At 71.8% G+C, this 21,302-nt stretch carries 20 protein-coding genes; 11 read left to right on the top strand and 9 right to left on the bottom strand.

The genetic code is table 11. The features are described from left to right. Window positions 1-286 precede the first annotated feature (286 nt). Window positions 287-535 carry a hypothetical protein gene (locus ACFVYA_RS07730; RefSeq protein ID WP_387043498.1) on the bottom strand — a complete coding sequence of 83 codons (249 nt, stop codon included), beginning with the start codon at window positions 533-535 and terminating at the stop codon, window positions 287-289. Between the two features lie 272 nt (window positions 536-807). Between ACFVYA_RS07730 and ACFVYA_RS07735 the strand changes: the two genes are divergently transcribed. Further along, window positions 808-2,556 (top strand): protein kinase, encoded by a 1,749-nt coding sequence (locus ACFVYA_RS07735; protein ID WP_387043499.1) that lies wholly within the window; start codon window positions 808-810, stop codon window positions 2,554-2,556. A gap of 126 nt (window positions 2,557-2,682) precedes the next feature. On the opposite strand, the gene ACFVYA_RS07740 is transcribed toward ACFVYA_RS07735, so the two are convergent. Continuing rightward, entirely contained in the window at window positions 2,683-3,411 is a 729-nt protein-coding gene (locus tag ACFVYA_RS07740; RefSeq protein ID WP_387043501.1) for a dienelactone hydrolase family protein, read from the bottom strand. A gap of 239 nt (window positions 3,412-3,650) precedes the next feature. Further along, entirely contained in the window at window positions 3,651-4,655 is a 1,005-nt protein-coding gene (locus ACFVYA_RS07745) for an SEFIR domain-containing protein (RefSeq protein WP_387043503.1), read from the bottom strand. A gap of 395 nt (window positions 4,656-5,050) precedes the next feature. Between ACFVYA_RS07745 and ACFVYA_RS07750 the strand changes: the two genes are divergently transcribed. Further along, window positions 5,051-7,744, top strand: coding sequence for a BTAD domain-containing putative transcriptional regulator (locus tag ACFVYA_RS07750; RefSeq protein WP_387043505.1), 2,694 nt, complete (start codon window positions 5,051-5,053; stop codon window positions 7,742-7,744). Here the strand turns inward: ACFVYA_RS07750 and ACFVYA_RS07755 are convergent. Further along, window positions 7,741-8,976, bottom strand: coding sequence for an MFS transporter (locus ACFVYA_RS07755; RefSeq protein WP_387043507.1), 1,236 nt, complete (start codon window positions 8,974-8,976; stop codon window positions 7,741-7,743). The two genes, ACFVYA_RS07750 and ACFVYA_RS07755, sit on opposite strands and share 4 nt — an antisense overlap. A 58-nt stretch (window positions 8,977-9,034) precedes the next feature. On the opposite strand from ACFVYA_RS07755, the gene ACFVYA_RS07760 reads away from it, so the two are divergent. After that, window positions 9,035-9,574 (top strand): ArsR/SmtB family transcription factor, encoded by a 540-nt coding sequence (locus tag ACFVYA_RS07760; protein ID WP_387043509.1) that lies wholly within the window; start codon window positions 9,035-9,037, stop codon window positions 9,572-9,574. 10 nt (window positions 9,575-9,584) lie between these two features. On the opposite strand, the gene ACFVYA_RS07765 is transcribed toward ACFVYA_RS07760, so the two are convergent. Further along, window positions 9,585-10,544, bottom strand: a complete 960-nt coding sequence (locus ACFVYA_RS07765; protein WP_387043511.1) for a LysR family transcriptional regulator — start codon at window positions 10,542-10,544, stop codon at window positions 9,585-9,587. Between the two features lie 135 nt (window positions 10,545-10,679). Here ACFVYA_RS07765 and ACFVYA_RS07770 point away from each other — a divergent pair, with 135 nt between their 5' ends. The 6 genes from ACFVYA_RS07770 (at window position 10,680) to ACFVYA_RS07795 (ending at window position 14,684) form a co-directional block, all read left to right on the top strand. After that, entirely contained in the window at window positions 10,680-11,480 is an 801-nt protein-coding gene (locus ACFVYA_RS07770) for an alpha/beta hydrolase (RefSeq protein ID WP_387043513.1), read from the top strand. A gap of 4 nt (window positions 11,481-11,484) precedes the next feature. Further along, window positions 11,485-12,279: an SDR family NAD(P)-dependent oxidoreductase gene (locus ACFVYA_RS07775; protein WP_387043515.1), complete on the top strand. Its 795-nt coding sequence runs from the start codon at window positions 11,485-11,487 to the stop codon at window positions 12,277-12,279. Between the two features lie 118 nt (window positions 12,280-12,397). After that, window positions 12,398-12,559, top strand: a complete 162-nt coding sequence (locus tag ACFVYA_RS07780; protein WP_285991097.1) for a hypothetical protein — start codon at window positions 12,398-12,400, stop codon at window positions 12,557-12,559. A gap of 79 nt (window positions 12,560-12,638) precedes the next feature. Further along, entirely contained in the window at window positions 12,639-13,082 is a 444-nt protein-coding gene (locus ACFVYA_RS07785; RefSeq protein WP_285991098.1) for a MarR family winged helix-turn-helix transcriptional regulator, read from the top strand. A 633-nt stretch (window positions 13,083-13,715) separates the two neighbouring features. Then, a complete protein-coding gene (locus ACFVYA_RS07790) occupies window positions 13,716-13,961 on the top strand; it encodes an ATP F0F1 synthase subunit C (protein WP_285991124.1) in 246 nt (81 codons plus the stop codon). Between the two features lie 177 nt (window positions 13,962-14,138). Continuing rightward, window positions 14,139-14,684, top strand: coding sequence for a 2'-5' RNA ligase family protein (locus tag ACFVYA_RS07795; protein ID WP_387043518.1), 546 nt, complete (start codon window positions 14,139-14,141; stop codon window positions 14,682-14,684). Here the strand turns inward: ACFVYA_RS07795 and ACFVYA_RS07800 are convergent. Both ACFVYA_RS07800 and ACFVYA_RS07805 read right to left on the bottom strand, forming a co-directional pair. Further along, a complete protein-coding gene (locus ACFVYA_RS07800) occupies window positions 14,681-16,189 on the bottom strand; it encodes a hypothetical protein (RefSeq protein WP_387043520.1) in 1,509 nt (502 codons plus the stop codon). The two genes, ACFVYA_RS07795 and ACFVYA_RS07800, sit on opposite strands and share 4 nt — an antisense overlap. Window positions 16,190-16,262: 73 nt before the next feature. Continuing rightward, window positions 16,263-17,099, bottom strand: coding sequence for a PaaX family transcriptional regulator C-terminal domain-containing protein (locus ACFVYA_RS07805; protein WP_387043521.1), 837 nt, complete (start codon window positions 17,097-17,099; stop codon window positions 16,263-16,265). A gap of 198 nt (window positions 17,100-17,297) precedes the next feature. Here ACFVYA_RS07805 and ACFVYA_RS07810 point away from each other — a divergent pair, with 198 nt between their 5' ends. After that, window positions 17,298-18,230: an alpha/beta hydrolase family esterase gene (locus ACFVYA_RS07810; protein ID WP_387043523.1), complete on the top strand. Its 933-nt coding sequence runs from the start codon at window positions 17,298-17,300 to the stop codon at window positions 18,228-18,230. Window positions 18,231-18,287: 57 nt separating this feature from the next. On the opposite strand, the gene ACFVYA_RS07815 is transcribed toward ACFVYA_RS07810, so the two are convergent. Continuing rightward, a complete protein-coding gene (locus ACFVYA_RS07815) occupies window positions 18,288-19,394 on the bottom strand; it encodes a sensor histidine kinase (protein ID WP_387043525.1) in 1,107 nt (368 codons plus the stop codon). Further along, window positions 19,391-20,047 carry a response regulator transcription factor gene (locus ACFVYA_RS07820; RefSeq protein WP_387043527.1) on the bottom strand — a complete coding sequence of 219 codons (657 nt, stop codon included), beginning with the start codon at window positions 20,045-20,047 and terminating at the stop codon, window positions 19,391-19,393. The genes ACFVYA_RS07815 and ACFVYA_RS07820 overlap by 4 nt, the downstream gene beginning before the upstream one ends. An 86-nt stretch (window positions 20,048-20,133) precedes the next feature. On the opposite strand from ACFVYA_RS07820, the gene ACFVYA_RS07825 reads away from it, so the two are divergent. Next, window positions 20,134-21,300: a serine hydrolase domain-containing protein gene (locus ACFVYA_RS07825; protein WP_387043529.1), complete on the top strand. Its 1,167-nt coding sequence runs from the start codon at window positions 20,134-20,136 to the stop codon at window positions 21,298-21,300. The last annotated feature ends 2 nt before the right edge of the window (window positions 21,301-21,302 follow it).

The following is a 21,302-nucleotide window of genomic DNA, read 5'->3' on the forward strand; positions in this document are numbered from 1 at the left end:
GCCCGGTCTCCCGGCCGCCCCCCCCGTGTTCCCCGGCGCGCTGTGGCGGGGGGGGGGGGCCGGGGGGTTTCCCGCCCCCCCCCCCACGGGACCGGGGTTCGGCGGCCGGGCCGCCGCCGGTGCCGGGTACCCGCGTCGACAGTAGTGCGCCGACCCGACCGAAGTCGGCCTGCGGCCGACGCTCGAGCGGGCGCCCCGACCAGGCGTTTCCGTCGCGGGGGAGGGTGGGGACCGGCAATTTTGCCGGTGCCGTCCGCCATCACCGCGGACGCCTGCCGGCAAACGCTCAGAAGACGATGAAGAAAATCAAGCGTCGTGCCTGCCACGTCCAGATCCGGTACGCGTAGGACCCGGTCACGCCGGACAAGACGAGCGCGATCAGGCCCTGGCCGACCATGTCCGAGTTGAACATGGCGAACGCGCCGGCGACCAAGGCGATTGTCCACAGTGTCCACGTCAGCCCGTAGAACGCGCGCTTGCCGTGGCTGTACGGAATGGCTTGGCGGGCGCCCGCCTGTTGTGGTCCGGTCGTCATCTCGGCTCCTGGGTTCGGGTTGGGTGTTGCCGAGTGGTCGCGAGGTTGCCGGGAAACGTTGCCGGGCGCTCGAGCTTGTCCGGAAAATGTCACGTCGGCGATTCACGTTGCCGACGGCTCCACCGTGCGGCCTTTTCGATTAAGTGGTCAAAACCAGGACACTTTCCGGAATGTGCACGCCGATCGGTAGCGGGAGTGTCCCGCCGCCCGATTAGCGGTCATCGCGCCGAATGGGTTGCGTGTACGGCCAAGTGCTGAAGGATGGAGTGCGAATGGAACCTGAATTCGCCGGGCGGTACCGGCTCGGTGCGGAACTCGGCCGGGGAAAGCGGGGAGTGGTCCGGGCCGGGGTGGATCCGGACGGCCGGGAGGCCGTTTGCCGGCAGGTGCGGCCCGATTCGTCCGGCGGGCCGGAGGCGGCCTCGGCCTTCAGGCGCGAGCAGTCGGTCCTGCTGGGACTTTCGCACCCGAACCTGGTGACGTTGCAGGATTTCCTCGTCGAAGGTGACACCGTGACGCTCGTGTCGGACCTGGTGCACGGGGGATCACTGCGTGAACGGCTCGAGGCGTCGGGAACGCTGCTGCCGAAGGAAATCGCCAGGATCGTCGCCGGCGTGGCCGCCGCACTGCACGCGATCCACGAGGCCGGCGTGGTGCACGGCGACGTGTGCCCGGAAAACGTTCTGCTGGATGATTCGGGAGCCGTCCGCAACCCGAAACTGTCCGGTGCCGGGCTGGTCCGCATCATTCCGAAAGCGCCGCAGATGTCGATGCGTGAAGCGTCGAAGTACCTCGCGCCCGAGGTCGCTGCCGGCGGCGAGCCGGCCGAGGCGGCGGATCTTTACGCCCTCGGGGTGCTCGTCTACGAACTCTACTGCGGAATTGCGCCGTTCCCCGGTGGGTACGTGCGGCGCGAGGGGGAGGAACCCGGGCGCCCGGGCGACATGCCGGACCCGCTCTGGGAGGTCGTGCGGGTACTGCTCGCCATCGACCCCGCGACCCGCCCGGGTGCGGACCGGATCGCCGCGATTCTCGACGCGATCGTGCCGGACCTGGTGAACAGCCCGGTGGGGCGACGGCTCGAGCGTCCGCCCCTTCCCACCTACGCTCGGCAGCAGGCTCGGACCGGGGCGAATCCGTCACCGGGGATCGGAGATCCGGTGTTCGACAGCCCCTACGTCGGCCCGCCGCCTCCGCGGCGGAAGAGGAAAGCGGTCCCCCTCGCGATCGGGGCAGTCGTCCTGGTGGTGGCCGGCACGATCATCGCGCTGAGCGCCGGCTCGACGTCGGCGCCGCAGGCCGCGCCTCCGGCCGTCACGGCTGCCGCCTCGACCTCGGAGACCTCCTCCGAAGTGGCCTCGACCACCACCTCGGCGGCGCCGACCGTCGCTCCGGATCTCATCGGCAAGAAGCTTTCGGAGGCGCAGGACGCGCTGGGTACCGGCATTCAGATCGAGACGGTCAATTCGATCGAGCAGACGGCCGCCCCGGGCACGGTGATCGACCAGGACCCGAAGGCCGGCGCCCAGCTGAACGGGCACGTCAAACTGACCGTCGCGCAGCCGGCGGTCGAGGTCTACCTGTCCGACCTGAGACCGGTCAACGGCAGTTCCTGGTCGAACGACACCCAGCCCGGCAACATCGCCGGCAAGAGCTACCTGCACACGGTCTCGAAGAGCGTCTCCTCCTGTCCCGACACCGGCGCGATCGAGTACAACGTCTCCAAGGGGTACCGCAGGTTCGCCGCCACGGCGGGCATGGACGACAACTCCGGCGACGCGGGGTTGAAGGTCCAGCTCGAGGTGTTCGGTGACGGCCGCAAGCTGAAGTCGGCGACCTTGGAGCTCGGGAAGGTGACACCCGTCGACGTCGACGTGAGCGGCGTGCTCCGGCTGCGGCTGTCGTGGCAGGTCGTGAACCCCGCCTGCAACAGCGGTGTCGGCGGCGACGCCTTCGACCTGGGGGAGGCCAAGCTCCTCGGTCTGCCGGGCGAGGCGCCGACACCGACGGCAACCAGCTAGTCCTGCGTGCGGAGGGCATGCCCTGAGCGGACAGCTGCACTCGCTCGGCCAGGCCGGACAGTCCGGACCGGACGCGCCGGCCGGGAACGGCGTTCCGGCCGGCGCGCCGGGCACAGTGACGCGAGGTCAGCTCAGATGCCGGGTGAAGAACCTCAGAGAGCTGTCCACTTCGAACGACGGCACGTCCCCGTGCTTGCCGGTGTTGGCGTGCAGCGTCTTCTCGGATGAGGCCAGCGCGTCGAACAACGCCAGGCTCTGGTCCCGCGGAACCAACTCGTCGTCCCACTGGACCAGGAACTGCACCGGTGCAGTGATCCGCGCGGCGTCTTCGGCCAGCCCGCGCACGCCGAGCAGGCCCAGCACCGCGGCCCGGATCCGGGGTTCTGCGGCGATGAGCGGAATGCCGAGCCCGCAGCCCATCGACATCCCGCAGTAGCCCACCGGTCCGGCGCCGACCTGGTCGAGGCTCTGGACGGCGGTCAGGACCGCCTGCCAGTCCGCGACGGCCTGACCGGCCAGGTAGCTGTGCATGTCGGCGACCAGCGCGCCCGGGTTCTCACCGGCGGCCATGCCGGCCCGCATGGCGGCCACGATCCGGCCGAACTCCTCGTCCTGGGGCCGGTCGCCGTGGTGGGGCGCGTCGATCGCGACGACCGCGAAGCCCCCGGCGGCGTAGCAGCGGGCGCGGGACACGGTGCTGGGGGCCGTCTTGTGCTGCCTGCCGCCGTGGCCCAGCAGAATCAGGGGACGAGCACCAGAGGCGTCTTCCGGCGTCCACAGCACGCCGGGGATCTCGTCGACGGTGAAGAACTGTTCGGTGACGCCATCCGACGACGTCTGGGAGGTGAAGCGCATCAGCGTTTCATGCCTTTCGGGATGCCTTGTGCGGGCGCTCCCTAGGCCATGCAAAGGAGGGAGCCCCGACCTGTCACAGCGTTGATCGGTCTCACCTCCTCGAACTCGCAGTCGTGCACGACGGCGCCGAACGTATCACAGAGATCAACACCCGCTCCCCGGCAGAGCAAACGTGGCCTGTTGCGGCACTGGTCCTGTGCGCGGGGGCCCGGCGGATGGTTCCACCGGACCCTCCGCGGCTATTCGACCAGTGCCGGGTCGCCCCACCCGAGTGACGGCAGCCGGTTCGACCGGCCGACCGCCATCGCCGCCCCGGCGGCCAGCGGGTGGACGGTCATCCCGGGGCGCCAAGCGACGAGCCTCATCCGCAGCGCGTTCGTGAGATCGCACTCGATCCAGGCCGGCTCGCCCATCCGCGCCCGGAACTGCCCTTGGGGCACGTTGTCGAGGAACACCTGGAAGTAACCGACCTGGTCGGCCTCGTCGGCGTCGTCGAGCACCCCGGCGACCGCCTCGAAGCGGCGGTACCGGCGGCTCAGGTTGTACTCGACCACGCCCTGCGGGTCGTTGGCGAAGAGCTGCGGCCGGTAGACGATGCTGGACCCACGGTGCAGCCCGTCGATTTCGGCGCCCGTGAAGCGGATGTCCGACGTGCTGGCGACCGGCCGGAGGACGGTGGTGAGCAGCTGCGGACCCGGCGCCGGCTTGCTCGCGGGCCGGTTCGCGTGCCACGAGCCCACCCATTCGCCGATTTTCGGCGGCGCGAAGCGGGGGACACCGGTGAACGCGGCCAGGAGACTCGCGGCGCCTTCGAGGGTGAACTCGGTGATTTCGTACCGGGTGGTCGAGTGGGCGTTGAGGAACGAGGGAATTTCGGCGACCGTGCGTCCGGGAAGAACCACCGGAAGGATTCTCCGGGTTTCCCGTGGCAGGTCCCTCGTCAGGTTGTCCCTGATCATCGCCGCCTCGAACTGGGAGCCCCGCCCGATGTCGGCGACCTCGTCGCCCTCGGCGCGGCGCTTGTAGGCGGGCGAGGCGATGGCCAGCACGAAGTCCGCCTTGGTGAGGTGTTGGGACGCCCAAAGCGACCAGTCCAGCCGGGAACCGTCGACCCATTGGTCGAAAAAAACCTCCACGCCCAGCTGGGATTGCAGGAAAGTGGCGAACTGCCGGACGAGGTCCTGGTGTTCTGCCGAGTCCTGTGCGTAACTGATGAAGACTCTCGGGCGTTCTCCGTTGGTCATCCAGGCATTCCTTTGAATAACGGATCGAATTACGCCCGATTGAACCGCATGGAATGCGGCGGGGGAGTGTCCCCGGCCGATTGTCCGGCTTCTGTCCAGTATGCGGCCGATCGCGGACGGTACCCGGCACCCCTGCCCGCGCGGGCGCGGCAGCCGCTGATCGTCCGAGAGCAAGTGGAACGGCGACCCGGCAGGGGGTGATCCGCGGCCGAACGGTCCCGGTGGAGGGCGCGACCCCCAACGACGCGCCCGCCACCGGGTCGCCCCGGCATTCCCCCTCGTTCACCGTGCCCCTAGGGTTCCGGACGCCGTCCTCGTTTCGTCCTCGCGCCGGCATTCGCCGCTCCACCTGCGCGTTCGGAAGCCGGGCCGGCCTTGACGACCAGGGGGTTGCGATGGGGTTCCGGATTCTCGGGACGCTGGAAGTGACGGCGTACGGGAGCCGGATCGCCCTGGCGAGCCCGCGGCAGCAGCGCGCGCTCGCCGTCCTGCTGCTCAACGCGGGCGCCGTCGTCCCGGTGGAGCGCATGGTCGACGCGCTCTGGGATGACGAGCCGCCGGTGACGGCGGTGAAGCAGGTGCGCAACTGCGTTTCCGGGTTGCGGGCCCGGCTCGGCGAACTCGGCGCGGCGATCGTCACCGATGGTCCCGGGTACCGCCTGCAGATCGACGCCGACGACCTCGACTCCCTCCGCTTCCGCCGGCACGTCGCGGCGGCGCGGGGACTCGCCGGGCAGGCCAAGCTCGTCGACGCCGTCGAAGAAATCCGGGCCGCGCTCGCCCTGTGGCGCGGGCCCGCGCTCGACGGGCTGCGGACGACCACGCTCGCCGGCCGGGCCGCGCTGCTCGACGAACAACGCGCCGACGCCGTCGAACTCTGCGCCGAATGGCGGCTGCGGCTCGGCGAAACGGGCGAAGTCGTCCGAGACCTGACGGAGTTCTGCGGCGAGCACCCGACGCGCGAGCTGTCCCACCTGCTGCTCATGCGCGCCCTCGCGAAGGAAGGCCGCTACGCCGAAGCCTCGACGCTGTTCCACGGCCTGCGCCGGCGGCTGGCCGACGAACTCGGCGTCGACCCCAATCCCGACCTGCGGCGGCTCCACGAGCAGATCCTCGCCGCGGCCACGCCCGGCGACGGCGAACCCGAGCCGGAACCCCCGGCGCAACACCAGTTCGACCGGGCGGTCACCGAGCTGGCCGAAGCCGTCACGTGGCAGTGGCGCGCCGAAGCCGAGCTGCGTTCGCTGCACCGGCCGCAGCCGATCATGCTGCGCTGGTCGGCGGTCGCGCGCACCGGGAAATCCGCGCCGCGCGGCGACCTCGGCGACATCGCGGCGACGTTCACCGCGTTGCCCGTGCGGCAGCTGGTCGTGCTCGGCGATCCCGGCTCGGGCAAGTCGGTGCTCGCCCTGATGCTGACGCTCGAGCTGCTGCGCACCCGCACCCCGGACGCCCCGGTTCCGGTGCTGTTGTCGCTGGCGTCGTGGGATCCGCGGCGGGAGCACCTCGACCGGTGGCTGGCGGCCCGGCTCGCCGACAACCACCCGGCCCTGCTCAACGCCCGCGAGTACGGGACCGACGCCCCGACCCGGCTCGTCCTCGGCGGCCACGTGGTCCCGGTCCTCGACGGCCTCGACGAGATGCCGGCCGACCTGCGCGTCGCCGCGCTGGACGCCCTGGACCAGACCGTGGGCGCGGGCCGCTCGCTGGTGCTCACCTGCCGCTCCGCCGAGTACGAGCAGGCGACGCGCGAGTCCGGCACAGTGCTGGGCGGAGCCACGGTGGTGCGGCTCGAACCGGTCGTCCGGCAGGAGGCGATCACCTACCTGTCCGCGCGGCAGGGCGAAGACCGCTGGCTTCCCGTCGCCGACCGGCTGCGCCGCGATCCGGACGCCGCGCTGGCCCGGGTGCTGCGGACGCCGTTGATGGTCGATCTCGCCCGGATCGGCTACGGCCGCCCGCCGGCCGATCCCGCGGAACTGCTCGCCGCCGAAGACGCCGCGGCCCTCGAAGGGCAGCTGCTCGACTCCTTCGTCCCCAACGCCTACGCGCAGGTGCCGCAGCCACCGGGGCGGAACCCGAAGACGAGCCCGTCCGGGCGGTACACCGCGGAGCAGGCCACCCGCTGGCTCGGTTTCCTGGCCCGGCACCTCGAACGCGCGCGCAGCCGTGACCTGGCCTGGTGGCAGCTGTACCGCGCGGTGCCCGCCGGAACCCGGTCGGTCCTGGTCGGCGTGCTGGTCGCGGTGTTCTTCGTGATCACCGGCTGGGTCGACGACGGACCGGTGCTGGCGGCGGTCTACGGCTCGTCGTTCGGTGGCGCCGCCTGCCTGGCCCACCGCTTCGGCCGGCCGCCGGAGCCGCTGCGCACGGAGCTGCGGTTCGCCGGCGCGGCCCGGAAGTTCGCCGGCCGCTTCGCGATCGGTGCCGCGGTGGGTGTCCTGCTCGGCCTGGGCTGGTCGCTGGCGGCCGGTCTGGTCGTCTTCCTGGCGCTGGTGTTCGGCCTGGTGTTCGCGGTGCACGTGTGGCTGGCGAAACCGGTCGACGCGAGCCGCGTGTCGAGCCCGCGCACGATCCTGCGCAACGAGCGGACCGGCGCGATCGCGTTGTCCGTGTCGTTCCTGGTGTCCTTGGGGCTGTTCGACGGGATGGCGTTCGCGTTCACGGCCCAAACGCGGTTCCTCCCGGTGCTGGGCGGCCGCTTCGACCTGGCGCTGGCCATCGCGGCCGGGGTGGCGGGCGCGTCGTTCGGGTTCTTCATGGGCCGCGGCGTGGCGGCGGCGTGCTACGGCGTGGCGGCCGCGCTGGTGGGCGGCCAGGTGTTCCCGGCGGCGACGAACGCGGTGACCCCCATCGTGGCCGGCGTGTGTTTCGGCGCAGGCATCGGCATGACGGTCCTGGTGACCCGGGCGTGGGGCAACTACTTCGTCCACCACCTCTGGCTCGCGGCAACGGGCCGCTTGCCGTGGCGCCTGATGCACTTCCTCGACGACGCGCACCGGCGAGGGGTGCTGAGGCAGGCCGGAGGCGTGTACCAGTTCCGCCACGCGCGGGTGCAGGAGAGGCTGGCCGCGCTCGGCGACGACTAGGCCGGGCTTCGCACGGCTTGGCGTTCGGCCTCGGCCACGGCCGTCGCGGTCACCTGCGTCGCGCCGAAGGCGGTGGACACGGCCAGCAGGCTCATCACGGCGAACACCGCGTGCAGGCCGAAGCTCTGGGCGAGCAACCCGCCAGCGAGCGCGCCGAGGGGCCGCGTTCCGTACGCCACGAGGCGGTGGGAACTGTTGATGCGTCCGAGAAGCCGGTCCGGGGTGATCCGCTGGCGCAGGGAGACGGTCGTGACGTTGGAGACGATGAGGCCGACACCGCCGGCGAAGAAGGCGGCACCGATGATCACCGGGTCGGCCGTCAACGCCGGAACACCCAGGGACGCGGCGCCCAAGAAGAAGGCGATGCCGATGGCGCGCGCCGTGCCCAATGCGCGCTCGGCCGGCTCGGCGAAGAACGAACCGGCGAGGCAGCCGGCGGCGACCAGGCTGAGCAGCCAGCCGTAGGCTTCCCCCGACAGCCCCATCGCCGAGTCCGGGCCCACGGCGTACAGCACAAACACGGCCAGGATCGCGCTGCTGGCGAAGTTGAAGACGCCCGTCATCAGGGTGAACGTGCGCAGGATGCCGGTGCGCCACACGAACCGCAGTCCCTCGGCGATCTCGGTGCGCAGCCGGGGGCGCCGATCGGTGGTCCCCACCTTGAACGAGCCGCGGACGAACAGGAGGACGACGACCGCGGCTGCCCAGAGGGCGATCGGGGTGGCCAGCGACAGCGACGCCGCCGTGGCGACGAGCAGACCGGCGGCCGGGGGACCGGCGAGCTCCAGCGCCGTCGTCTCGGCCGCGTACAGCCGGCTGTTCGCTCTCGGCAGCTTGTCGCGCCTCACGAGCTGCGGCACGATCGCCTGGGACGCGGTGTCGTAGCACGTTTCCGCGATACCGGTGCCGAGCGCGGCGACGTACAGGATCCAGATCGAGCCGGCGTCGAGAAGTACGGCCACGAGGAGCCCGGCGAGCAGCGTGGCGCGGGCGACGTTCGCGAGCAGCATCAGCGAGCGACGGTCCCGGCGGTCGGCGATCGCGCCCGCCGGCAACGCGAAGACCAGCCACGGCAGCGTGAACGCGAACGTCAGGCCGGCGATCAGGGCCGGCGAACGCGTGTACCCGATCGCCAGCAGCGGCAGGGCGAACTTGAGGATCCCGTCGGCGAGGTTGGACAGGGCGGCCGACGTCCACAGCCGCCAGTACCCGCCGCCGAGCGATGTCCCCATTGGTGGAGAATTCCACATCGATGGAGAAAAGTCCATCGCCGTGTACTAGCCTTCGCCCATGGCTGAACCCGGAGGTGCTTCCGCGTCGATGCCGCGGCGCGAGGCCACGGTGAGCGAGGCGAAAGCCCTGGCCCACCCGCTGCGGCTGCGCATCCTGCGGCTCTGCTGGCAGAGCGAGCTGACCAACAAGCAGCTCGCCGACCGGCTGGACCGCGATCCCGGGACGGTCCTGTACCACGTGCGCCAGCTGATCGAGGCGGGTCTGCTCGAGCCGGCGCCCGTCCGCACCGGCGACAGCGGCGCGCTGGAGAAGCCCTACCGCGCCAAGGCGCGGTCATGGTGGCTGGACGACCCCCCGAACACCGAGGTCGACGCCGCCTTGGCGCCCATCGAAGCGGTCCAGGACGAGCTGCGCGCGGCGGGCCCCGACTCGGTGCGCATCTTCCTCCGCTTCGCCGTCCACCTGTCCGCCGACGACGCGGCCGAGCTGGAGCGCGCGATCCTCGCGCTCGTCGAGCGGTACGTGTCCACGGACGACGAACGGTCCGCCGAGCCCGCCCACGGCGGGATGATCGTGCTGCACCGCCTGGCCGAATAGCCGCTTGCCGTCACGCGACGGCGAGGTCCTCCGGCGGCGCCCAGAGCGGCACCCCGTCCGCCCGCTCGGGGTGCAGCCAGCGCAGCCTCGCCGCGAGCTGCCCCGCCACCTCCAGGAAACCCCGGACGGTCTCCGGCCGCTCGCCGTGCCGCCAGGCCAGCGACCACGGGTACACCGGCTGCAGCTCCTGCGGCCGGTACGCCGGGATCCCGAGGTCTTCGTACCGCCGGGCGTAGCTTTCGAACTCCAGCAGGTAAGCGCTGTCCGGCGCCCGGGTGAGCGCCGCGTGGCACGTGTCGAACGTGCCCGGGTTGCCCAGCCAGCGCAGGGCCAGCCCGGTGTGCTGCTCCAGCGAACTCAAGTACCGGCCGTGCACGTTGTACAGCGCCGTGCCGGGTGCGTCCGCGAAGACCTCGATCGGACGCTCGTGCACCGACACCGCCGGGCGGCGGGGGTCGCCGGGCCGCCCGACCAGGCGGAACGGCTCCAGCCGCAGCAGCCGGTGCTGCCAGCCCGCCGGGTGGGCCGCCTTCATCGCCCCCGTGACGCGGACGATCGCCACGTCCAGGTGGCCCTCGAGCAGCGCCCTGAGCTGGCGGGCGCTGTCCATCTGGCTCTGGACGAGCCGGATGGCGGGGTGGGCGGCGAGGTAGGCGTCCGCGACCAGCCGGCTCGTGTCCAGCTCGAAGATGTGGGCGATCCGCAGGTGGTGCGGGGCGGGCTCGCGCAGCATCTGGTCCGCGGTGGCCAGCAGCTGCCGGGCCAGGTGCAGGAACCGGTCGCCGCGCGGGGTCAGGGCCACGTGGCGGCTGTCGCGGACCAGCAGGGCGCCGCCGACGTCGGTTTCGAGCTTGCGGATCTGCTTGGACAGCGTCGGCTGGCTGATGAAGAGCTTGGCCGCCGCCCGGCCGAAGTGCAGTTCGTCGGCGACGGTGACGAAGTACCGCACCAGCCTGAGGTCGAGGTCCATGCGGGCCTTCCGCGCGAAGGGTCGGGTGCGCCAACGATGCCACCACGGCTATCGATCCGGGCGCAACGGGTCTTGGACGCCGGGCCCGCCCGTCGGGTTGGCTTCGGGGACCACCCGGACGAACTGGAGGATCCGATGGCCGAACCGGGCACCCCCGTCGTGTTCATCCACGGGCTGTGGCTGCACGCCACCTCGTGGACCCCTTGGATCGACCACTTCCGGGCGGCCGGGTACGCGCCTGTCGCACCCGGCTGGCCGCACGAGCCCGGAACCGTCGAGCCGGCCCGGGAAAACCCGGACGCCGTCGCGGACATCGGCATTGACGACGCCACCGGCCACTTCGCGTCGATCATCGCCGGCCTCGAGCGGCCGCCGGTGATCATCGGGCACTCCTTCGGCGGCCTGATCACCGAGAAGCTGCTGGGGCAGGGCATCGGCCTCGCCGGCGTCGCCATCGACCCCGCCCAGATCAAGGGCGTCCTGCCGCTGCCGCTGGCCCAGCTGCGCGCGGGCCTGCCTGCCCTGGGCAATCCGGCGAACCTCCACCGGGCCGTGTCGCTGACCGAGAAGGAGTTCCGGTTCGGCTTCGGCAACGCGCTGACCGACGAGGAATCGGCGGCGCTGTACCGGCGCTGGACGATCCCGTCGCCGGCCCGGCCGCTGTTCCAGGCCGCGGCGGCGAACTTCGTGCTGCACTCCGAGGCCCGGGTCGACACCCACCGCCCGGACCGCGGCCCGCTCCTGCTGATCTCCGGGACGGCCGACCACACCGTCCCGGACGTCGTCACCCGCTCGACCTTCAAGCAGTACCGCGACTCCACCGCGGTCACCGAGCTGAAGCAGTTCGAGGGCCGGGGACACTCGCTCACCATCGACAGCGGCTGGCGCGAGGTCGCCGACGCCGTGCTCGGCTGGCTGCGCGAGCAGGGGATCTGAGCCCGTGGACCTCGGATTGGCCGGCGCGGTCGCCGTCGTCACCGGAGCCAGCCGGGGCATCGGCCTGGCCGTCACCGAAGCCCTCGTCGCGGAAGGTGCTCACGTCGTGGCCGGCGCGCGCGTGCCGGGACCGGACCTGGACGCCCTCGTCCAGGCGGGGAAAGCGCACGCACTCGCCGTCGACCTCGGCACCGCCGAGGGGCCTGGCCGGCTCGCCGAGCTGGCCCTGGCCGAGTTCGGGCGCATCGACGTCCTGGTCAACAACGTCGGCGCCGTCACCCCGCGGCCGAACGGCTTCCTGCTGGTCACCGACGACGAGTGGACGCGGTCGGTGACGCTGAATCTGCTGAGCGCGGTCCGGGCGACGCGGGCCGTGCTGCCGACGATGGTGACCGCGGGCCGCGGCAGCATCGTCACGGTCGCCTCGGTCAACGCGATCCTGCCCGACCCCGGCGTCATCGACTACAGCGCGGCGAAAGCGGCGCTGGTCAACTTCACGAAGTCGGTGTCGAAGGAGTTCGGGCCCCGCGGCATCCGCGCCAACGCGATCAACCCGGGCCCGGTCGCGACGGACCTGTGGCTCGGGGCCGGCGGGGTGGCCGAAACCCTCGCCGCCACGACCGGCGCGAACCCGGACTCGGTCGCCGAGGAGGCGGCCGGGCACGCCGTCACCGGCCGGTTCACCCGGCCCGCGGAGGTGGCGAACCTGGTGGCCTTCCTGGCCAGCGACCGGGTGGCGGGCAACATCACCGGCGCCACCCTCGCCATCGACGGCGGCTACGCCACGGAAACCCATTGATCACGGGCTCGGCGAGGGTTTCGCCATCGCGCGGGGCCTGCCCCGGACGTGCGAGGCGGGAGTAGGCACCTCGCGGGCGGGGTATTTCCCTCCTGAGAAAGTTCAGAAGGGAATCGCCATGGGAATCCTCGTCGCCCTGCTCGTGGTCTGGGCCGTCCTGGTCGTGCTCGGCATCGTGGTCAAGAGCCTGTTCTGGCTGATCATCGTGGGTGCCGTGCTGTTCGTCGCGACCGGCGTGATCGGGTTCGTCAAACGCGAAGCGCTGGGTCGCCGGCGCTGAGCACAAGTTCGTTCTGGAGTCATACTGTAGGAAGTACCTACAATTGTGCCGGCCCGCGGCCGCCTCTATGCTCGCCGGCATGTCCTCCCCCGATCGGCCGAAGGCGCTGCTGCGCTGGCCCACCTACGTGATGGGCCAGCTGCACCGCAGCGGTGTGGGCCGGATCGACACGGCGCTGGCCGGCCACGGGGTCGCTCTGCGCGACTACTACGTCCTGGTCTGCATCGGCGAGTCCGGTCCGCTGTCGCAGCAGCGCGTCGCGGACCGGCTCGGCCTGGACCGCAGCGACCTGGTGAAGGTGCTCGACCGGCTGGAGGCCGCGGGCTGGGTGTCGCGGGAGCGTGACACCGAGGACCGCCGCCGGCACGTCCTCACCCTCACCGAGCACGGCCACGCCACGGTGGGCAAGGTCGAGGAGGTCTCGAGCGCGGTGACCGGCGAGCTGCTCGCCCGGCTGAGCCCGGGCGAGCGGGAGACGTTGCACCGCTTGCTGCTGAAGGCCTTCGGGGAGCCGTCGGCCTGACTCCGGCCCGGCGGCAGGATTGCCGCTGCGCCGTGGTCGCCGGGTGACCGGCCCGGCCGCATCGGGGCTGATCAAGACCGTGCCGCCGCGCTCCGGCGCGGGCGCGCGGCGAGGCGGGTGCGGCACCGGTGTCCCCGGCTGCCGTGAGACTTCCCGGATCTGCCCGTGAGGGGGGTGCAGATCGACGGGAACCCCGCGGCCCGGGAAGCGGCGGCGAGGCCGTGATCGCTCCACAATGGACCGTCGGGGCGGTGGCCCGCCTCCCCGGCGCCGCGCCCGCGCATCGCCGCCTGCCGGGCCGAAGGCGTGCATGAGCGCCTTCGCGGGTCATTACCTCTTCCGGCGCGGCGCTCCGGGCTGCGCCGCGCGTGACCGACCACAATGGACACTGCCGCGCCGGTGTGGACCAGCCGGCCGCTTTCTCGGCGGCGGAGTCCGATTTCCCGTGATATCCTGATCGTGATCGGACCACTCGATTACCGACAATCCCGCCCCGCCGGCGAGATCTGCCTTGATTCGACGATCGTCTCCGGTTTCCGGCCCTTCGCCCAGCCCTGATCCCTGTCCGGTGTGACGCATGAGCCCGCTGTTCCACGCGAGCGTGCGCGTGGACCGATGTGAAGGGGAATCTCCATGAGTGACACAGTTCTGGCCCAAGCTGCCAACATCAACCCCGGCCTCGCCGCCATCGGGTACGGATTGGGGGCGATCGGCCCGGGAATCGGCGTCGGCCTGATCTTCGCCGCCGTCATCAATGGTACCGCACGGCAGCCGGAAGCGCGCGGGAAACTGCAGACGATCGGGTACTCGACCTTCGTGCTGAGCGAAGTGCTCGCGTTGATCGGAGTCGTCGTGTATTTCATCGCGTCCAACCGGTGAATCGCCCCGCCCGCGCTCGGGCCGCCGCCCGAGCGCGGGCGCGTGCCGCTGCACTGTCCACGGATACGTTGGCACGCTTCAGCTTCCGGTCCGCGCCGGCGAGGTCGATCGCGGACTGCGCTCCTCGACGCCGGGAAAAGATCCGCGGGAGGCGCCGTGTTGTGCGAACATGCGGTGGTGGACACTCTGGCGGGCGCGACCGAAACGGCGGTGATCGTGCCGGTACCGGCCGCGGACGCGGTGGTGGGGCCCTACCGGCAGGCGTTGGACCACTCGGCGGCGTGGGGCGTGCCGGCCCACGTCACGGTCCTCTACCCGTTCCTCCCGCCGGATCGGATCACCGCCGCGGTGGCCGGCGACCTCGGTGAGGTGCTGACGGGGGCTGGTTCGTTCGAGTGCGTGTTCTCGCGGGTCGCGTGGTTCGGGCAGGAGGTGGTCTGGCTGGCTCCGGACCCGGCCGGGCCGTTCCGGGCGTTGACCGAGCGGGTGTGGGGCAGGTTCCCGCAGTGCCCGCCGTACGGCGGGGCCCATCCCGAGGTGATCCCGCACCTGACGATCGGGAGCACCCGCCTCGGCGACCGGCCCGCGCTGAGCCGGGCGGCCGCCGAGGTGGCGGTGAAGCTGCCGATCCGGGCCGGGATCGACCGGGTGCGCCTGATCGCCGGGAACACGGACCCGGGTTCGTGGCGCACGGTGGCCGAGTTCGCCTTGGCGGCGGGCTAGCTCGACTGCATCAGGATGAAGTCGCCGTGGCCGCCGTAGCCGAGGACGTCTTCGGCGTACTGGGTGCCGTCGAACGTCGGCAGCCACCAGCGGTTGCCGATCCGGACCAGCATCGGGTGCGGGATGTTGGTGCCGTACGGGGCGTTCAGCGTGCCGAGCTTGCGCAGGCTCAGGTCGTACACCGGGTACTCCCGCGCGTCGCCGTCGCTGGCGAACAGGTACCAGCGGCCGCCCACCCGCTGCAGGATCGTGCCTTCGGTCTGGTCGACCGAAGTGTCGGCGCCCAGCAGCGTCAGCCCCTGGTCGTAGTCCGCGCCGCGCGGGGCCGCCGCCAGGGCCGGGTGGAACACGAAAGCCGGTTGCTGGGCGGGGCTTTCGACGAACGCGATGTGCCAGCGGCCGTCGATCTTCGTCAGCGCCGGGTCCCACGAACTGACCGTCGTGGGCAGCGGCAGCCGCTCGGTGGGCAGGACGTGCACCCCCGAAAGCACGTCGGCGCGGGTGACCGCGTGGCGCACGTGGACGCCGTTGAACGAGAAGTCGCCCCACGAGCTCATCAGCAGGATGAAGCGGTCGTCGTCGCAGATGATCTGGCCCGCGTGGTCGCCGAGCACGACGCCGTCGCGCGCGAAGAACAGGGTCGCCACCTGCTCCAGCTTCGTCGGGTCGGCCAGGTCGAGCGTCCACACCGCCCAGTGCGCCTGCTGGAAGAACCCCAGGCCGGCGTTGGTCATGGTCAGGTAGAGCTTGCCGTGGCGGATGTAGGGCCGGCCGTCGGCGTACTGCACGACGTGGGGGTCGCGGACGCCGGCCTGGCCGTAGTACCCGGCTCGCACCCGGCCCAGCCGCGCCGGCCCGCGGGTGCCGTAGGCGTACCCCAGCCGGCCCAGTACCGCCGGGTCGCGCAGGTCGATGCGCGCGCGGACCTGGTCGCGCTCGGTCAGCAGCGGCCGCCAGCCGGTACCCCGGTCGGCCAGCACCGTGACCGCGTTTTCGTTGACCACCACGGCGAAGCCGAACGGCGCCCGCAGGTCCGCCGGCGCGGTCTTGACCACGGTGGTGCCGCCGGCCGTGGTGATCTCGATGCCCGCCCGGCCCGCGGCGGCGTCGTAGGTGCCGAGCACCGAAATCCCGGCTCCGGCCAGCCCGGCGACGACCGGCGCGCGGTCGTCGAGCACCTGCACGGTCACCGTCCCGTACGGTGCCTTCGGCCGGATGCCGGTCTTGACGAGCGCGCCGGGCCGGGCGGGGGAGTCGAGCTGGACGAACTTCGGCGCGATCAGGTCGAACGGCCGGAACTGCTCCGTGACGGAGAACTTCAGGTCCGGCGGGGTCGTGCCGGTGGCCATCTTTTCGGGGGTCCGGGTGGCGAAGCCCCCGGCCCGGGGCGGAGCCCCGAGCGACACAGCCGCCTCGGCGGTGCCGCCGAAGAGGCTCGCGGTCACGCCGGTGACCCCCAGCGCGGTGAGGGCACGCAGCACGTCGCGTCGATCGAAGTCGGTCACCTTTGACCTCCGTGATGGGGAACGGGACCTCAGTTTGCAACGTGGCATGCAACGTGGCAACCGCTGTCGGGCGTCATTCCTCGACGAGGGACTCGAGGAGCCCGCCCGCCAGTTCCTCGGCGGGGCGCGTCCATGCGTGACGCAGGGTGCGGAACAGCGCCGCGGCGCGCGTGCCCGGCCAGTCCGGCGGCAGCAGCGCCGGCGGCAGGACGGGGTCGCGGCGGATCAGCAGCAGCCATTCCGCGCCCAGCCGGATGCGGCGGGACAGCTCGTCGCCGGGCTCGCCGGCCGCGCTGCCGCTCCAGCGGCGGAGGAACTGCTCGTAGCCGGCCGCGATCCGGGGCAGGTCCCAGGCTTCGCGGGCGATCCGCACCGGGTCGGTCCACATGAACGGCTCCGCGCGGAACACCTCGGCGTGGTCGAGGAGGTCGAGTTCGGCCAGTGCCGGCGCGATGTCGGCGGCCGACGCCGAGACCCACAGCCCGCTGCGCAGCGGGCCGAACCCGAACCAGCCCAGCCGGGTGCGCAGGGCGTACCGGTCCGCGCGCCGGGTTTCCGGCACCGAAAACGTCAGCAGCGTCCACCGGCCGTCCCAGTGCCGGTCGACGACGTCGCCGTCGAGCTTGCGCTGGCCGTCGCGCAGGACGGCGGTGCCGTGCGCGGTCAGGCTCAGGAACGCCCGCCGTCCCCGGCGGACGGTGCGGAGCAGCTGGCGGCGGCTCATCCGGCTCAGCGTCGCCCGCGTCGCGTGTTCGCCGACGCCGAGGCGTTCGAGCGCGGCGATGACCCCGCCGGTCGACACGGCGATCCCGCGGTCCAGCACGTGGTCGCCGAAGAGCGTGAGCAGCAGGGCCTCGGGCCGCACGCCCGGCACGCCCTCGTCCTCCGCCCAGCCGGCCGCTTCGAGCATGCGCCACCTCCGGGGTCCAACCTACCCGGCCGGATTCTTCGCTGTTTCGACGACGATCATCATCGATTTGTCCGGCATTTCGCGACCATTACCGAGTTCGAAAGTTTCGGTCGGCCGGAATGGTTGATGAATTGTTGACGGTCGTCGTCGATCTGCCTAACCTCGGTCGTGAGGGGGATCGCCGACCGGAGGTCACCGATGAGTGGATTCAGAACGGCGTTCGTGACCATGGCCAGTGCCCTGCTGATGGCCGTCACCTCGGCCGTCGTCCCCGCCCCGGCGTCGGCCGCTTCGCTGGTCGAAGTGACCGGCTTCGGGAACAACCCGGGCGGGATGCGCATGCACGTCTACGTGCCGGACGCCCGGCCGGCCAACCCCGCGATCGTGGTCGCCATGCACGGCTGTGGCGGTTCGGGGCCCGGGTTCTACTCCGGCAGCGAGTTCGCCTCGCTGGCCAACCGCTACGGGTTCCTCGTCATCTACCCCAGCGCCCAGCAGCAGGCCGGGTTCGGGAACTGCTTCGACACCTGGTCGGACGCGGCGAAGCGCCGGGGTGGCGGCAGCGATCCGGTTTCGATCGTCTCGATGGTGACCTACGCCGAACAGCACTACGGCGGCGACCCGAACCGCGTCTTCGCCACCGGTTCTTCTTCCGGCGGCATGATGACCAACGAAATGCTCGCCCTCTACCCGGACGTCTTCAAGGCGGGCGCGGCGTTCATGGGCGTCCCCTTCACCTGTTTCGCGAACGCCGCGGACTTCCCGCCGTGGAGCAGCAAGTGCACCGGCGGCGGCGGCGCGAACCGCACGCCCCAGCAGTGGGGTGACGCGGTCCGCCAGGCCTACCCCGGCTACACCGGTCCCCGCCCGCGCGTCCAGCTGTGGCACGGCACCGCCGACACGCTCGTGCCGTATTCGCTGCTGCAGGAGGAAATCGAGCAGTGGACCAACGTGTTCGGCCTGAGCCAGACGCCGACGTCCACGGACACCCCGCAGGCCGGCTGGAACCGCCGCCGCTACGCCGACAGCACCGTCAAGGTCGAGGCCTACAGCATCCAGGGTGCCGGGCACAGCCTGCCGGCGGCCGGGATGGCCGCCGCCGCCATCGCCTTCTTCGGGCTGAGTGGGTGACCGCTTTCGCGGGCCACCGCGCCGGCGGGGACCGAACCCCGCCGGCCGCGGAACGGCTCATCCGGAGTGTTCGGCGGACGGCAGGTGGACGACGACGTCCAGTCCGCCGGCCGGGCGAGCGGCGAAGGTGATCTCACCCCGGTGCGCGGCGACGATCGCGTCCACGATGGACAGTCCGAGGCCGGTGCCGCGGTCGGTGTGGATCCGGGTGCCGTCGCCGCGGACGAACGGCTCCCGGAGCTGGTCGACGGCCTCCGGCGCGATCGGTGCGCCGCTGTTCCCGATGCGCAGGAACACCCGCCCGTCCCCGCCGCCGGTGGCGACCTCGACGTGACCTCCGGAACGGTTGTGGCGAACGGCGTTGTCGACCAGGTTGCCGCACAGGAGTTCCAGCAGGACCGGTTCACCGCGGACCGGCGCGGGCCGCAGGTCGGCCCGCACGGTGAGCTCGACACCGTCGAGGCTGTTCGCCACGACCTCGGCGAGGTCGACGCGGTGCCGGACACCGGCGCCCGCCTGGCTGCGGGCCAGCGCCAGGAGCCCGTCGAGGGTGCGCCGGCTCTGCTCGACGGCGGTCCGGACGTCGCCGGCCATGGCCAGCAGCTCTCCGGTACCGGGCCGGCTGTCGAGGGTGACGTCGATGGCGGTGCGCATCGTGGTCAGCGGGGTGCGCAGCTCGTGGGCGGCGTTGGCGGTGAACATGCGCTGGCTTGCGAGCACCCGGTCGCGTTCGGCGACGCCGTGCGAGATGCGGTCCAGCATCCCGTTGACGGTGCCGGCCAGGGTGGCGAGCTCGTCGAGGGGCGTGGTGACCGGCACCCGCTCGGACAGGTTCTCCGCCGAGAGCCGTTGTGCGGTGGCGGAGATCGTGCGGATGGGGCGCAGCACCCGCCCGGCCACCAGCCACCCCACGGCCGCGGCGAGCGCCGTCACCACCGCGAGCGCGATCGCGGCCTGGGTGATGAAATCGGTGAGGGTGACCGCCTGGATCGTGGGTGGCAAGGGCGGTATCCCCTCCGGCCCCGGTGACGGGCCGAGCGTGATGACCGATACCCGGTGGGCCCCGTTCCGGCGCATCAGCAGGTAGGTGATTGTGGTCAGGAGGGTGCCGGCGGCGAGGACGAGCACGGCGTAAAGGATCGTGAGCCGGCCGCGGGCGGTCATGTGACGATCCGGTAGCCGGCACTCGGCACGGTCGCGATGGGCGGCGGGTCGCCGAGCTTGCGCCGCAACGTGCCGACGGTGATCCGGACCGCGTTGGTGAACGGGTCGGCGTGCTCGTCCCACACCTTGTCCAGCAGCGTTTCCGCGCTCACCACCGCGCCGCCCGCGGCGAGCAGGTGCTCGAGCACGCCGAACTCCTTGGGCGTCAGGTGCAGGAGGCGGCCCGCGCGCTCCGCGGTGCGCCGTGCGGGATCCAGCACCACGTCGCCGGCCCGCAGGACCGGCGGCGTCGCGGGCGCGCTGCGGCGGGACAGCGCCCGCACCCGGGCGACGAGCTCGGAGAACGCGAACGGCTTGCCGAGGTAGTCGTCGGCGCCCAGCGTGAGCCCGTCGACCCGGTCCTCGACCGTGCCGGACGCGGTGAGCATCAGGATCCGCGCCGCGCCGTGCCCGGCGAGCTCGCGGCACACCGTGTCCCCGTGCACCACGGGCAGATCCCGGTCCAGCACGACGACGTCGTAGGGCGTGACCACGCACTTGTCCAGCGCGGAGCGCCCGTCGAACGCGACGTCGACGGCGAACCCGTGCTTGCGCAGGCCGGCCGCGACGTACTTGGCCAATGGTTGCTCGTCCTCGACCAGCAGCACCCGCACCGGGCCAGTGTCCCGCGCGCGACATATGGATCACGTATGGGCCGGCCATCGGTCCCGCAGCGGCCGTGCTCGGTAGACCTTCGGCCATGACCACGACACGACGATCCGCACTGGGCCTGCTCGGCGCCTCCGGTGCGCTGCTCGCCACCGGTGCTGTCGCCGGAGCCGCTTCCGGCCCCGCCGTCGGCCCCACCTCCGTTGACGTGCGCGCGTTCGACCGGTTCGTGAAGGAACAGGCGGCCGTGGACGCGTTCTCCGGCAGCCTGCTGCTGGTCCACCGGGGACGACCGGTGCTGGCCAGGTCCTACGGCCGGGCCAACGCCGCCGCTCCCAACGGCCCGGACACCCTGTTCGCCATGGCCTCGGTGACGAAGCTCTTCACGGCGGTGGCCATCGCCCAGCTCGCGCAGGCCGGCAAGCTCGCCTACACCAGCACGCTGGGCAGTTTGCTGAGCGGGTTCCCCGCCGCGATCGCCGACACCGTCCAAGTCCACCACCTCCTCACCCACACGTCCGGCTTCGGCGACACCTTCACGATGCCCGGGTACCTCGAGGAAGCACTCGCCTGGACCGACGTCGACCAGGTGATGAACGGCACGACGGACTACATCCGGCGCAGCTCGCCGGAGTTCACCCCCGGAGCCGGGTCCCGCTACAGCAACGCCGCCTACCACCTGCTCGGCGCGATCGTGGCCCGGGTGTCCGGGAAGTCCTACTACGACTACGTGCGTGAGCACGTGTTCCGCCCGGCCGGCATGACCACCACGGACTTCTGCACCAGGCCGCAGTGGCACACGGATCCCCGCATCGCCCACCCCTACGCGAAACAGCCGTCCGGCGGACGCGCCGACACGATCGACCAGCGGCTGTACGTCGGCACGCCCGCCGGCGACGCCTTCACGACGTGCGCCGACCTGGCGCGCTTCGCCGCCGCGCTGCAGGGCTCGACGCTGCTCGACCGCGCCTTCACGGGCATCACGCTGAGCGGCAAGGTGCCCCCTCCGCCGCAGCCCGGCCCGCCGCCCGGCGGGACGCCCGGCGCTCCGCACGTCGCGTTCCAGTGCTACGGCCCGGTGACGTTGCTGGTCGGCAACCAGTGGGTGACCGGCCACGGCGGCGGCGCCCCCGGCACGTCGACCGACTTCCAGATGTACCCCGACACCGGCTGGGTGTCGGTGATCCTGAGCAACTACGACTACGACGGCGGGCCCCCGCCGGTGGTGAAGAAAGCGCGCGACATCCTCACCGCGTGACC

Source organism: Amycolatopsis sp. NPDC058278 (assembly GCF_042881395.1).
Lineage (GTDB): Bacteria > Actinomycetota > Actinomycetes > Mycobacteriales > Pseudonocardiaceae > Amycolatopsis.